Annotated in this window: 15 protein-coding genes; 12 read left to right on the top strand and 3 right to left on the bottom strand. The window is 73.6% G+C overall.

The genetic code is table 11. The features are described 5' to 3' along the window. Positions 1-52: 52 nt before the first annotated feature. From ACGF3C_RS22825 to ACGF3C_RS22815, 3 genes are read right to left on the bottom strand one after another with little or no spacing between them, the layout of a single operon-like run. Complete coding sequence (locus ACGF3C_RS22825) at positions 53-1,141, bottom strand: LLM class flavin-dependent oxidoreductase (RefSeq protein WP_355008673.1); 1,089 nt, start codon at positions 1,139-1,141, stop codon at positions 53-55. Between the two features lie 36 nt (positions 1,142-1,177). Next, positions 1,178-2,182: an acyl-CoA dehydrogenase family protein gene (locus ACGF3C_RS22820; protein WP_393224941.1), complete on the bottom strand. Its 1,005-nt coding sequence runs from the start codon at positions 2,180-2,182 to the stop codon at positions 1,178-1,180. Between the two features lie 11 nt (positions 2,183-2,193). Continuing rightward, positions 2,194-3,345, bottom strand: a complete 1,152-nt coding sequence (locus tag ACGF3C_RS22815) for an acyl-CoA dehydrogenase family protein (protein WP_357227205.1) — start codon at positions 3,343-3,345, stop codon at positions 2,194-2,196. A gap of 164 nt (positions 3,346-3,509) precedes the next feature. On the opposite strand from ACGF3C_RS22815, the gene ACGF3C_RS22810 reads away from it, so the two are divergent. The 12 genes from ACGF3C_RS22810 to ACGF3C_RS22755 all read left to right on the top strand — a co-directional run bounded on the left by ACGF3C_RS22810 (position 3,510) and on the right by ACGF3C_RS22755 (position 13,064). Then, complete coding sequence (locus ACGF3C_RS22810; protein ID WP_355008676.1) at positions 3,510-3,707, top strand: ferredoxin; 198 nt, start codon at positions 3,510-3,512, stop codon at positions 3,705-3,707. A 26-nt stretch (positions 3,708-3,733) separates the two neighbouring features. Beyond that, entirely contained in the window at positions 3,734-4,888 is a 1,155-nt protein-coding gene (locus ACGF3C_RS22805) for a steroid 3-ketoacyl-CoA thiolase (protein WP_393225148.1), read from the top strand. Between the two features lies 1 nt (position 4,889). Then, a complete protein-coding gene (locus tag ACGF3C_RS22800) occupies positions 4,890-6,080 on the top strand; it encodes a CaiB/BaiF CoA transferase family protein (RefSeq protein ID WP_393224937.1) in 1,191 nt (396 codons plus the stop codon). A 117-nt stretch (positions 6,081-6,197) separates the two neighbouring features. Next, positions 6,198-6,938, top strand: coding sequence for a 3-oxoacyl-[acyl-carrier-protein] reductase (gene fabG, locus ACGF3C_RS22795; RefSeq protein ID WP_355008678.1), 741 nt, complete (start codon positions 6,198-6,200; stop codon positions 6,936-6,938). Next, positions 6,935-7,330 (top strand): hypothetical protein, encoded by a 396-nt coding sequence (locus tag ACGF3C_RS22790; protein WP_357224970.1) that lies wholly within the window; start codon positions 6,935-6,937, stop codon positions 7,328-7,330. Before fabG ends, ACGF3C_RS22790 begins: the two co-directional genes overlap by 4 nt. After that, entirely contained in the window at positions 7,323-7,847 is a 525-nt protein-coding gene (locus ACGF3C_RS22785) for a beta-hydroxyacyl-ACP dehydratase (protein WP_357224974.1), read from the top strand. The genes ACGF3C_RS22790 and ACGF3C_RS22785 overlap by 8 nt, the downstream gene beginning before the upstream one ends. Continuing rightward, entirely contained in the window at positions 7,844-8,098 is a 255-nt protein-coding gene (locus ACGF3C_RS22780) for an acyl carrier protein (protein ID WP_355008681.1), read from the top strand. The genes ACGF3C_RS22785 and ACGF3C_RS22780 overlap by 4 nt, the downstream gene beginning before the upstream one ends. A 3-nt stretch (positions 8,099-8,101) precedes the next feature. Then, positions 8,102-9,307 (top strand): beta-ketoacyl-[acyl-carrier-protein] synthase family protein, encoded by a 1,206-nt coding sequence (locus tag ACGF3C_RS22775; RefSeq protein WP_393224932.1) that lies wholly within the window; start codon positions 8,102-8,104, stop codon positions 9,305-9,307. Next, entirely contained in the window at positions 9,304-10,386 is a 1,083-nt protein-coding gene (locus ACGF3C_RS22770; protein WP_393224929.1) for a beta-ketoacyl synthase N-terminal-like domain-containing protein, read from the top strand. The genes ACGF3C_RS22775 and ACGF3C_RS22770 overlap by 4 nt, the downstream gene beginning before the upstream one ends. Further along, positions 10,364-11,476 carry a beta-ketoacyl synthase N-terminal-like domain-containing protein gene (locus tag ACGF3C_RS22765; RefSeq protein ID WP_357224985.1) on the top strand — a complete coding sequence of 371 codons (1,113 nt, stop codon included), beginning with the start codon at positions 10,364-10,366 and terminating at the stop codon, positions 11,474-11,476. The genes ACGF3C_RS22770 and ACGF3C_RS22765 overlap by 23 nt, the downstream gene beginning before the upstream one ends. Continuing rightward, positions 11,473-12,285 carry a beta-ketoacyl synthase N-terminal-like domain-containing protein gene (locus ACGF3C_RS22760; protein ID WP_357224988.1) on the top strand — a complete coding sequence of 271 codons (813 nt, stop codon included), beginning with the start codon at positions 11,473-11,475 and terminating at the stop codon, positions 12,283-12,285. The genes ACGF3C_RS22765 and ACGF3C_RS22760 overlap by 4 nt, the downstream gene beginning before the upstream one ends. Then, positions 12,282-13,064, top strand: a complete 783-nt coding sequence (locus ACGF3C_RS22755) for an alpha/beta fold hydrolase (protein WP_393224924.1) — start codon at positions 12,282-12,284, stop codon at positions 13,062-13,064. The genes ACGF3C_RS22760 and ACGF3C_RS22755 overlap by 4 nt, the downstream gene beginning before the upstream one ends. The last annotated feature ends 1 nt before the right edge of the window (position 13,065 follow it).

The raw sequence follows: 13,065 nt of genomic DNA, 5'->3' as shown, positions 1-13,065 counted from the left end.
TTCGGTGCCCCGGCCCTTCTGGGCCGGGGCACCGACGTGTCCGGGGCCGGCGTCAGCCGGCGAGCACGCCGCGCTTGCGCAGCAGCGGGAGCACGCCCTCCCCGACGACGTAGGCCTCTTCGAGGTGCGGCTGCGCCGACAGGATCAGGTGGTCCAGGCCGAGCCGGTGGTATTCCTCGATCCGGTCCGCCACGTCCTCGTGGCTGCCCACCAGCGCGGTGCCCACGCCGGGACGGACCAGGCCGTACCCGGCCCAGACGTTCGGGTAGACCTCCAGGTCGTCGGTACGCCCACCGTGCAGCGCCGCCATCCGCTGCTGCCCCTGCGACTCGGTGGATCGGAAGCGCTGCTGCGCCTGCCGGATCCGCGCCGGGTCCATGCCGTCGACCAGTTGCCGCGCCACCTGCCAGGCCTGTGCGGAGGTGTCCCGGGCGATGACGTGGAAGCGGGTGCCGAAGCTCAGCGTGCGTCCGTGCGCGTCGGCGAGTTCGCGGGCCCGGCCCATCGCCTCCGCCATGGCCGCCGGTGGCTCGCCCCAGGCCAGCAGCACGTCGGCGTGCGCGGCGGCCACCTCCCGGGCCGCGTCGGAGGAGCCGCCGACGAAGATCTCCGGAGCGACCGGGTACGGCCGGGTGAGCAGGCCCGCGCGGATGCGGTAGTGCGTGCCGGTGTGGTCGAACCGCTCACCGGTCCAGGCTCGGCGGAACACGTCGAGGAACTCGCCGGTGCGGGCGTACCGTTCGTCGTGCGACAACCAGTCGCCGTAGCGCCGCTGCTCGTCGGCGTCGCCGCCGGTGACCACGTTGAGCTGGAGGCGGCCGCCGGAGAGACGTTGAAGGGTCGCCGCCGACTGCGCGGCCAGCACCGGCGAGATGAGCCCGGGGCGCATCGCCACCATGAAGCGGATCCGCCGGGTGTCCGCGGCGAGCGCGGCCGACACCAGCCACGGGTCCTCGCAGAACATGCCGAACGGCACGAGCATTCCGGTGAAACCGAATCGGTCCGCCGCGAGGGCGACCTGACGCAGGTAGTCCGGGTCGACGTCGCGGCGCGCGCCGGGCGGTGGCGGGCCGGAGGAGGGCTGGGCCACCTCGCGTCCGTCCCCGTGCGTGGGCAGGAACCAGTGCAGCTGCAACGACATGTGTCGTCCTCTCGATTCGGCGGTGAGCGCCGGCGGTCAGCTCAGCAGCAGGGCCGCGAGCACGTCGTGCGGTGGCACGGAGGTGACCCGGTGGGCGTCCAGCCACAGCGCCCGCCGGTAGCGCAAGTGCAGGCCGAACTCCCAGGTCATGGCGATGCCACCGCAGACCTGCAGGGCCACCTCGCAGGCCAGCACGGCCGCGCGCGGACCGGCCACGGCGGCACAGGCCACCGCCTCGGCCGCGCCGTCGCCGTTCAGCGTCACCGCCGCCCGGTAGGCCAGCGACCGTGCGGTCTCGATCTCCGCGTACGCCTCGGCCAGCTGGTGTGCCACTGCCTGGAACGACCCGATCGGCTGGCCGAACTGGGTCCGGGTTCCGGCGTACCGCACGGCTTCGGCCAGGGCGCCGTCCGCGACCCCCACCGCCTCGCAGGCCAGCAACATGGCGCTTCGCAACCGCAGCGCGGGCAGCAGCTCGGCGGTGCGGCCGGGGTCGGCGAGCAGTCGGGCGGGCGCGTGCAGCAACCGGACGGTGGCGTACCGGCGCAGTGGATCGATGTCGTCCCGCTCGGCGATGGAGACCTCCGAGGGCGTGACGCCGAACAGCGCCACCCCCTGGCGGGTCGTGGCGGCCACCACCAGTTCCGTGGCCAGGTGCGCGTCGACCACGCCGGGTGCGCTCCCGCTGATCCGCCAGTCCGGCGTGTCGTGCGCGGCGCACGTGTCCGAGGAATCGACCAGCGCGGCCGGTCCGGGTAGCGGCAGCCCCGCCGACTGGTACACCGGCAGAGCCGATCCGGCCGTGCCGACCCAGGGTTGGGGGAGCAGCGCCCGCCCGCTCTCCTCGGCGAGCAGGGCGAGATCCACCGGTCCGAGTTCCGCGTCCAGCCAGCCCTGTCGGTCCAGCGCGGCCCAGTCCTCCGGATCGAGGAGGCCGTGATCCGCCGTCGCGGCGAGCCGGGACGGTGGGAAGCGCTCGCTCAGGTGGCGTCGGGCCGCGTCGGCCAGGTCCCGCTGTTCGGTGGTGGTGGCGAAGTCCATGGTGCGCTCTCCTAACGGTGTCGAGGCAGGCCGAGAACACGTTCGGCGACGATCCCGCGCAGGATCTCCGAGGTGCCGCCCTCGACGGTGTTCGCGCGGCTGCGAAGCTGCGCCTGCCGCCAGTACGCCGCCCACTGCCCGGCGTGTCCGACGGTGTCGCCCTGCACCAGCCGCAGTCCCAGCCGGCACATCTGCTGGTGGGTCTGCGACCAGCGCAGCTTGAGCACCGAGCTCTCCGGGCCGGGCTCCCCGCCCCGTTCCAGCTGCGCGAGCGCGCGGTAACCGGTGAAGCGCAGCCCCTGAAGCCGCACGTGCAGATCGGCGATCTCCCGACGCACGGCCTGGTCGGCGGTGGCACCGACCGCGTGCGCGGTACGGATCAGCCGGTCCAGTTGCACCGCCAGGCGAGCGGTGAGCGTGATGCCGAACGTGCCGCGTTCGTGCGAGAGCGTCGTGAGCGCCACCTTCCAGCCTTCGCCGCGCGCACCCACCACGCTGTCCTCGGGCAGTTCCACGCCGGTCAGCACGATCTCGCTGAAGTCGGTGTCACCGGAGATCTGGCGCAGCGGGCGCACCTCGACGCCGGGGGCGCGCATGTCGAGCAGGAAACAGGTCAGGCCGCGATGCTTGGGCGCGTCGGGTTCGGTACGGGCCAGCAGGAGACAGCGGTCGGCGAGATGGGCGTACGACGACCACACCTTCTCGCCGGTGACCGTCCACCCGTGCGCGGTCCGCTCCGCCCGGGTGCGCACCGCGGCCAGGTCCGAGCCAGCCTCCGGCTCCGAGAAACCCTGGCAGAAGATGATGTCGCCGGACAGGATCCCCGGGAGGTTGACGGCCTTCTGGGCGGCGGTGCCGTACCGGATCAGCGTGGGACCGACCATGTGCAGGCCGATGACGTTGAGGTGGTCCGGGGCGCCGGCCAGCGTGCTCTCCTCGGCGTGGATCGCCTGGTACAGCGGTGGCAGGCCCCGCCCGCCGTGCTCCCGCGGCCACGTCAGGCCGGCGTACCCGGCCTTGCCGAGGGTGGCGCTCCACTGCCGCATCTCCGGCTCCGGCCACGGCTGTGGCGGACCCGCGGAGGGGGCCGGCACATGCGCGCGCAACCAGGCGCGCAGCTCGGCCCGGAATTCGCCTTCTTCGTCGCTGTCGTCCAGCCGCATAGAGGCACGCTAATGCCCACGGGGGCCGGCGTCGCCATTTGTCGGCGCATTCCGCAACGTGCGAGAAGAAGGGGCACCGGAAATGGGAGGCGGCAATTTTGAAGATGCGCCCGTACGGGCCGGGCGGCGACGATGGCGTCGGATACGGACCCGGGGAGGCACTCGTGCACGTCATCGTCGATTTCGACCAGTGTGACGGCAACGGCCTGTGCGCCGACGCCGCCCCGGAGGTGTTCGAGTTGGGCGAGGACGACGTGCTCCGGGTCCGCGCGGAACACCCGGCGCCCGCACTGTGGCCGGCGACGGAGATCGCGGCCCGGGGCTGCCCCAAGCTCGCCATCACGCTGCGGACCGACGCGTGATCGCGTCCGGTGAGCGGCTGCCGGTCATGGTCGCGGCCACCCGTACGCCGATCGGGCGGCGGGGTGGCGCGCTGTCCGGCCTCAAGGCGGTGGAACTGCTGCGGCACGTGCTGCTGGCGGTGTTGGACGAGACCGGCACCGACCCGTCCGACGTGGAACAGATCATCGGCGGGTGCGTCACGCAGTCCGGCGAGCAGAGCCTCAACGTCACCCGCAACGCCTGGCTCAGCACCGGACACGACCCGGCTGTCGGATGCACCACAGTGGACGTGTCCTGCGGGTCGGCCCACCAGGCCAATCACCTGGTGGCCGCGCTGATCGCGGCCGGGGAGATCGACGTCGGCATCGCCTGCGGCGTCGAGTCGATGAGCCGGGTGCCGGTCGGCACGAACCTCTACCAGGGCCCCGGGCACTACAAGACAGCCGACTATCCGTGGGACGACCCGCCCCAGGCGCAGTTCGGTGGCGCGGAGCGGATCGCCCGGCGCGAGGGCATCACCCGCGCCGACGCCGACGCGTACGGGTTGGCGTCCCAGCGGCGGGCCGCCGCGGCCTGGGCCGATGGCCGGTTCGCCGAGGAGGTGACGCCGGTGCGCGCGCCGGTGCTCAACGGCGACGGCAGCCCCACCGGTGCGGTCCGTCTGGTCGAGCGCGACGAGGGGCTGCGCCCGACGACCGCCGCAGGGCTGGCCGCGCTGGCGCCGACCATCGAGGGAGGGGTGCACACCGCCGGGACCACGTCGCAGATCTCCGACGGCGCCTCGGCCGTGTTGTGGATGTCCCAGGGGCGGGCCCGCGCCGCCGGCCTGCGCCCGCGGGCGCGGATCAGCCACCAGGTGGTCACCGGCGCTGACCCGTACTACCTGCTGGATGGTCCGGTTGCCGCCACCGGTCGGCTGCTCGCCCGGGCCGGGCGCAAGATCAACGACATCGACCTGTACGAGGTCAACGAGGCGTTCGCCGGCGTCGTGCTCACCTGGCAGGCGGCGTACGGTGCGGACCCGGAACGCGTCAACCCGAACGGCGGGGCGATAGCCCTCGGCCACCCGCTCGGTTCCACCGGCACCCGGCTGCTGGTGACCGCACTGCACGAACTGGAGCGCTCCGGCCGGGAGTCGGCGCTGATCACCATGTGCTGCGGGGGCTCCCTCGGCACCGCCTCACTGCTGCAGCGGCTCTGACATGCGGGCCGAGGACTTCTACGCCGAAGCGCGGACCGACCTGTCCGGGCCGCTGCACGGCGTCCGCGTGCTCGACGTGACGAAGGTGTGGTCCGGGCCTTTGGCCACCTGCGTCCTGGCCGACCTGGGCGCGGACGTGATCCGGGTGGAACTGGCGCACGGCCGCGACGGTGAGGTGCCCCCGGTGATCCCGGGCACCTCGCTGTCCTGGTTCCGCCAGACGGTGCACCGCAACAAGCGCAGCCTCGGCCTCGACCTGCGGACGGCCGAGGGTCGCGCCGAGTTCCTGCGGCTGGTCCAGGTGGCCGACGTGGTGGTCGAGAACTACCGACCGGGCACGCTCGCCAGGTGGGGCGCCGGATACGCCGACTGCCGTGCCGTCCGCCCGGACGTGGTGTTCGTGTCCGTCTCCGGGTGGGGCCAGTACGGTCCCGGCCGGGACCGGCCCGCGTACGACCCGGTGGTGCAGGCGGCCGGCGGCTGGATGGCGCTCAACGGGCCGGTCGACGGCGATCCGGTGCGTGCGCCCACCTTCATCGCCGACGAGCTGGCCGGGCTGCACGCCGCGATCGGGGCTCTTGCCGCGCTCGCCCATCGGGACCGGTCCGGCGAGGGTCAGCACGTCGACGTGTCCATGCTGGACGCTCTCCTGTTCGGTAGCAGCGGCCTGCCAACCCTCGCCGCCGCCGGGGCCCCACCCGGCAGGCACGGCAACGAGACCCCGTTCGCGGTGCCGTCGAACGTCTACGCGTGCGCCGACGGGCATCTCTACCTCGTCGTCGCGCTGAACAAGCACTGGCGGGTACTGGCCCGCACGATCGGCCGCCCCGAACTCGCCGACGCCGACGGGTTCCGGACCGGCGACCAGCGGATCGCCAACCGCGACGCGGTCAACCTCGTCGTGGCCGGCTGGTGCGCGGGACGCCCGGTCACCGAGGCGGTCGACGTGCTGACCGGCGCCGGGCTGGTGGCCGCTCCGGTACGGACGCTGAGCGAGTCGGTCGCCGACCCGCACGTACGGGCCCGCGGGATGCTCCAGGACACCGTGCTGAGCGACGGAACCACAGCGCCGCTCGTCGGCCCGGCGGTGAAATTCTCGCGTACCCCGACCCGGATCCGCCGGTCCGCACCGGCGCCCGGCGCCGACTCGGCGGAGATCCGCAACGAGCTGAAAAGCGATGTCGCAACGTGAGAGAAGGGACCCCGGCCGGTCGGCCGATAAAGTAGGCGAGTAGCGATCTCCACCATTTAAGGCCAATTCATCAATGCGGCTGTTAATGGTTCGCGCGCAAATCACGACGGAGGCGAAATGGCCGAACAGCACCGGGCTCTGATCACCGGGGCGTCGCGCGGCATCGGCCGGGCGGTGGCCCTGCGACTGGCCCGCGAGGGGTACGCCGTCGCCGGCTGTCACCACAGCGGCGACGACGCCGCCCGGCGTACCGAGGAGGACGTCCGGGTGCTCGGCGTGCCGTGCTACTTCGCGCGCTGCGACGTGGCGGACCCCGCCGCCGTCGAGGACTTCGTGCGCGCCGCCGAAGACCAGCTCGGCACGTTCGACCTCGTCGTCAACAACGCCGGCATCACCCGCGACGCGCCCCTGGTGCTGGCCCCCGCGGACGACTGGGACGCCGTGCTGGCCACCAACCTCACCGGAACCCGCAACGTCTGCCGGGCCATGGCGTTCCGCTTCATGAAGCAGCGCAGCGGCGCCATCGTCAACATGTCGTCAGTGGCCGGGGTCTACGGCAACGTCGGCCAGACGGCCTACGCCGCGAGCAAGGCCGGCATCATCGGGTTCAGCAAGTCGCTGGCCAAAGAGGTGGCCCGGCACGGCGTACGGGTCAACGTGGTGGCGCCCGGCTTCATCGAGACCGAAATGACCGACGCGCTCCCGGACCGGCTCCGCGAGCAGGCGCTGGGCCAGATTCCCGTACGGCGGTTCGGCCGGGCCGACGAGGTCGCCGAAATGGTCGCCTTCCTGCTCAGCGAGCGGGCCTCCTACGTCACCGGCCAGGTGTTCCAGGTGGACGGGGGGATCACGCTGTGACCCGGGCGGTGGCATCCCCGTTGTGTGACGCCGACCTGGTGCGCCTGGACTCCTCCGGAGCGGCCTTCGCCGTGCGGGTCCCCGTGCGCGGCGACGATCCGTACCTGCGGGGCCACTTCCCCGACCTGGCGGTGTTCCCCGGGGTCTTCGTCGTGGAGGCGCTGTGCCGGGCGATGGCCGGCGCCGCCGGGGACCGCCCGCCCGAGCTGGTCGAGCTGCGCTCGGTGCGGTTTCTCGCGCCGCTGCTCGACGGTGACACGCTCACGCTCACAGTGCGGGCGGAGGAGTCGCCCGGTGGCTGGGACGTGCGCGCGGTGGCGTACCGCGCCGACGGCACCACCACGGCCAAGCTGCGCGCCCTCTTCGCCGCCGCCGGAGCCGGCGATGGGTGAGCACAACGAGATCCGGGCGGTGCTCCCGCAACGTCATCCGATGCTGCTGGTGGACCGGGTGCTCGCGCTGGAGCCGGGACGCCTCATCCGGACGGTCAAGCTGATCAGCGCGACCGAGCCCTGCTACGCCGACCTGCCGGAGAGCGCCGAGCCGTGGCGGTTCGCGTACCCGCGGTCGCTGTTGATCGAGTCGTTCGGCCAGAGCGCCGCCCTGCTCTGGCTGGGGGACAGCCCACCGCCGGACGACGACGGCGTGCTGATGTTCGCCGGCGCCCGGGACTGGCACTTCGCCGGCTCGGCGTACCCCGGTGACGTCCTCCGGCACGAGGTCCACCTCGACTCCGTGGTCGCCGACACCGCGTTCGCCCACGGCGAGACCTGGATCGGCGATCGCCGGGTGGCCACCGTGGGCACCCTCATCGCCACCCGCCGCCCCGTCGCCCGGCCGGCGGTCCCGCCGTCCGGCGTCGCCCACCCTCATCCAATGGTTTCGGTCAGCACGGAAGGACAGCGATGACGATCAAGGAACAGCAGCTGGAGGAGCTTCGCGAGATCGTCGCGGAGGTGCTGGAGGTCGAGCCGGAGGAGCTCACCGACACCGGCGACTTCATGGACGAGTACGAGGCGGACTCACTGCGTGCCATCGAGATCCTGGCCCGTATCGACAAGCAGTTCAAGGTGGAGATTCCGCAGGCGGAGCTTCCCGAACTGCGCAACCTGAAGGCCGTGCACGCCGCCCTGACCCGGCACGCCACCGGCCGGGACTGAGCCGTGGTCCGCGTCGCGGTGACCGGGCTCGGTCCGGTATCGAGCATCGGGGTCGGCGTGTCGGCGTTCGCCGACTCGCTGCGCTCCGGGCGATCCGGCATATCCCGGATCACCAGCTTCGACACCTCCGGGTTTCCGTTCGTCAAGGCAGGTGAGGTGCACGGGTTCCGGCCCGGTGCGCACCTGTCCAGGCTGGACCCGTCCCGGTGGGGCCGGTCCAGCCTGTTCGCGGCCACCGCGGCGCGGCTCGCGGCCACCGACGGCGGTCTCGACCCGGACCGGATCGACGCCGGACGCGCGCACGCGGTGATCGGCACCACCAGCGGCGAGTCGCAGGTGCTGGAGGCGCTGACCGCCCAGATCCTCGCCGAGGGGTTCGCCGGCCAGGACCCGACCCTGCTGGCGCAGCTACCGGCGAACCGGCTCGCGCACGCCGTGAGCGAGGAACTCGGCCTCGCCGGTGAGTCGCTCACCCTGGCCACGGCCTGCTCCGCCAGCAACTACGCGATCGGGTACGGCTACGACCTGCTCGTCGCCGGTGAGGCCGACGTGGTGTTCGCCGGCGGTGCCGACGCGGTGTGCCGGTGGGCGCACGCCGGCTTCTTCAGGCTGGGCGCGCTCACCGAGCACGCGTGCGCGCCGTTCGACCGGGACCGCTCCGGCATTCTCACCGGCGAGGGCGGGGCCGTGCTGATGCTGGAGACGTTCGAGCACGCCCGAGAGCGCGGCGCGCGGATCTATGCCGAGCTGCTGGGGTACGGGCGCAACTGCGACGCGCACCATCCGGTGGCACCGCACACACCCAGCATCGCGGACTGCATCCGGCTGGCGCACCGCAACGCCGGGGTGAAACCCGAGGACGTCGACTACATCTGCGCGCACGGCACCGGCACACCCGCCAACGACCTGGTGGAGGGCGCGGCGATCCTGGAGGTCTTCGGGCCCGAGCCGCCGCCGGTGAGCTCGATCAAATCGATGATCGGGCACACGATGGGCGCGGCGAGCGGGTTCGGCGCCATCGCCGGGGTGCTGGCGATCGACAGGGGTTTCCTGCCGCCCACAGTGAACTGGGAGCACCCCGACGAGGGGCTGCCGGGTCTCGACCCCGTGCCGAACGTGGCCCGCGACGCCACAGTGCGCGTGGTGCAGAACGACGGGTTCGCCTTCGGCGGCAACAACGCCATCGTGATGCTGGGAGCGGTGGCATGACCGGCGTGGGCGTGTTCGGCTGGTCCGCGCTCACCTCGGCCGGCACGGCCACGTCCGCGGCAACCGCGTCGCTGCCGCGCTCCGACGCCCCGGCCGTCCCCGGTACCGGTGGCCTGTTCACCGAGTCGCTTCCGTCGCCGCGTGGACACGTCGTGCCGGGCTTCGACATCCGGGCCCGGCTCGGCCGCAAGGGGACCAGCACGTACGACCGGGCCACCGGGCTGGCGGTGGTCTGTTGCGAGGACGCCCTCGGCGCGGCCGAACTGGCCGCCGACGCCGACCGCGGTCGCGTCGGTGTGGTGCTCGGCACGACGATCGGCAGTTTCCGGTCCACCAGCGACTTCAGTCGCGAGACGCTGGTGCAGGAGAAGCCGTACCTGGTGAACCCGATGCTGTTCCCGAACACCGTGATGAACGGCGCGGCCGGCCAGGTCGCCATCCGGCACGGCCTGCGCGGTGTCAACGCCACCGTCGCGGGCGGCGCGCTCGGTTTCCTCAACGCCGTCCGGTACGCCGAGATGGTGCTCGCCGGCGGGTACGCCGACGTGATGCTCGCCGGTGCCGTCGAGGAGTTCTCCGCACACCGGGCGTGGGCCGCCCACCTCACCGGTACGACGGCCGAGGTGCCGCTCGGCGAGGCGGCCGCCGTGTTCGTCCTGTCCGCGCCCCGGCCACCGGCCTGGGTCGGCGCCGCGCAGGTCGCCGACCTCGTCACGGCCACCGGGTTCGGTCCGGGCGGCACCGGGGCGCGCGCACTCCTGGCCTGCGCCCGGCGCGCCCTGGACCGGGCCGGCGTCGCACCCTCCGACGTCACCGCGGTCCTCACCGGCGAGGCGGACGAGGCGGGACAGGACGAGTACCTCGCGGTCGCCGGGCTGCTCCGCCACCGACCTCGCCGGGTAGCGGCGAAGAGGCTGCTGGGGGAGTGCGACGCGGCCTCGTCCGCCGCCGCGCTCGCGGTCTGGCTGGCCGACCCGGAGCCGGCCGGGCCGGCCCTGCTGACCGCCCGCAACGCCGACGGCGCGGTGGCCGTAGCTGTCGTGAGGAGGTGCGCCGATGCCGGCACTGGTGACCGGTAGCGCCGTCCGTACCTGCCTGGGCGACGGCCAGCGGACGTTCGCGGCGCTGCTCAGCGGCGCCTGCGGCGCGGCGCCGTTGCGGCACCCCGGCCGGGCGCTTCTGAACGTCTCGCACGGCTACCACGCCGCCGGCGCGGCGCCGTTCGGCGCCGCCCGGATGTTGTCGGCGTGCGTGGCGGAGGCGGTGGCCGCGTCCGGGCTGGACGCCGGCCGTCGCCGGGTCACCGCCCTGGTGGGTACCGGGCTGCGGGAACTCGGCGCGGTCGAGGAGTTCGCCCTCAGCGGGGTCCGTCCGCCGCGGTCGAAGCTGCACTTCGCCGACGCGGTGCGCCGCGTGCTGCCAGGCGTCACCGACGTCATCACGGTGTCCAACGCGTGCAGCGCGGGTGGGCACGTCCTCGCACTGGCCGAGGACATGCTGGCCCTGGGCGACGCCGACGCCGTCGTGGTCGCCGCCGCCGACACCATGACACGCTCCATGCTGGCGATGATCGGGCGGGTGAGCGATCCGCCCACCACGCGGGTCCGCCCGTTCGACCGGGACCGCACCGGTGTGCTGCTCGGCGACGGCGCGGCGGCGCTGGTCGTGGAACCGGCGGACGCCTCCCGGCCGGCGCTCGCGCGGGTCGCCGGCACCGGCCTGTCCTGCGATGCCCGGCACGAGACAGCGCCCGACGTGGACGGCATCTGCCGCGCCATGCGCGACGCGTACGCCCGGGCGGGGCGGGAGCCGTCAGAGACCGATCTGGTGATCGCGCACGGCACCGGCACCGCGCTCAACGATCCGGCCGAGTGCCGGGCACTGCGGGCCGTGGTCGACGCCGCGGGCGGCTCGCCGCTGATCACCGCGGTCAAGGGCGCGGTGGGGCACACCTCCGGTGCCGCGGCGCTCGTCAACGTCGACGTCGCGATCCGCTGCCTGGAGACCGGGCTGGTGCCGCCGGTGGCCGGCCTGCGCACGGTCCTGGCCGAGGGTGCCGGACTCCGGTTCGTCGTGGGCGACTTCGTCGGGTCGCGGCCCCGGCTGGTGCAGGTGAACGCCTTCGGGTTCGGCGGCGTCAACGCGGTCTCCCTGCTGGAGGCGTCATGACCACCGCCATCTACGCGACCGGTTGGAGCCTCCACCTGCCCGGTGCCGACCTGAGCGCCGCGGGAACGGGGGAGTGGGCCCGCGCGGAGGCCGCCACCGCCGACCGGGCGGCCACGCTGCTGGGTCGCAAGGGCCTGCTCTCCAAGGACCCCGCGACGCGGCTCGCGCTCTGCGCCGTGCACCGGGCGCTGGGGTTGACACCGGGCCGTCACCCGCTGCCGACGCCGCTGCCCGCAACCGCGGTGGTGGCCTGCAGCAATCTGGGCAACGTCGAGACCGTGGCCCGGGTGGCCCGGACGGTCACCGAGGAGGGTGGGCGCGCGGTCAGTGTGCTCGACGCGCCGGGCGTGTCCAGCAACGTGGTGTCCAGCGCGGTGGCGCTGTGGTTCGGCTTCGGCGGCCCGAATCTGATGATCTGCTCCGGCGCCCGGTCCGGGCGGGCCGGCCTGCGCACCGCCGCGCTGCTGCTGGCGGCGGGCCGCGCCGACCGGGTGGTCCTGGTCGGCGTGGAGCCGGCCGACGAGATCGCGTCGGCGCTGCACGCCGGTGCCCCGCCGTTGCGCGCGGGTGCCGCCTGCGTCGTGCTCACCGCGCGCCCGGGCCCCCTCGCCGTCCACTCGCGACAGCCGCTGCCCGCGGCGGAGCCGTTGCCGTCGGGCCCGGTCGATGACTGGGGTGACTCCTACGGCGCACGCGACATCGTCGCCCTCGCCCTGGCCGCGCACCTGGTGGCCGACGAGGGACACGGCGCACTCGCCGTGGGCGACCCCGGCGACATGCCGTTCGCCGTCCTCGGCGGTGCGTCGTGACCGTCCCCCTGCACGTGCTCAACGACGGTGATCCGGGTGCCCCGCTCGTGGCGTTCGCGCACGGGCTGGAGGACACCTGGCAGAGCTGGCGACCTCTCGCCGAGTGGCTCGGCCCGCGCCGGCGCCTGGTCGCCCTGGACCTCCCGTGGCGTGCCGGCAACGACTACCGGTGGCGGCACCGGTCGCCCGCGGACTGGCTGCGCTCGGGCCTGGCCGCATTGCCCCGAACCCCGGACGTGCTGGTGGCGCACTCGTTCGGCGGTAACGCGGCACTCCAGCTGCTCTGCGCCGACGAACCCCTCGCCGGGCGGACCGTCGCGCTGATCTGCCCCCTGTACCGACCTCCCGGAGGGCCGGTCACCTGGGCACTGTTCGACCGTTCCCGGGAGACGTTCGTGCAGCACATCCACGACGGCCTGCGCGCCCGGATGGGCAGCCGGGCGGCCCGCATCGACGCCGGGCTGCTGGCGGCGATGACGGATCTGGCGATCGAGCGGGTGGGACCGGCCGGGTTCCTCACCGTCTTCGAGCAGTACCTGGCGACCGCCGATCTGTCGCTCGAGGCGGTGGGCAGGCCGGTCGCGGTGCTCGCCGGCGGCGCGGATCCCACGCTGACCCCGAAGGCGGCGGAGGTGCTCGCCGCCGGCATGCCGGGCGGCCTCCTGCACCTGCGCGACGACTACGACCACTTCTGCCATGTACGGCACGCCCAAGGGATCGCCGACCGGGTCGCCGACCTGGCCCGGCTGGCCCGGGCGACGATGGGAACGGCGGGATGAG

It is taken from the genome of Micromonospora sp. NPDC047762 (assembly GCF_043204655.1).
Taxonomy (GTDB): domain Bacteria; phylum Actinomycetota; class Actinomycetes; order Mycobacteriales; family Micromonosporaceae; genus Micromonospora.
Note: the sequence above shows the minus strand (reverse complement) of the source record. Positions and strands in the feature narration are given on the sequence as shown.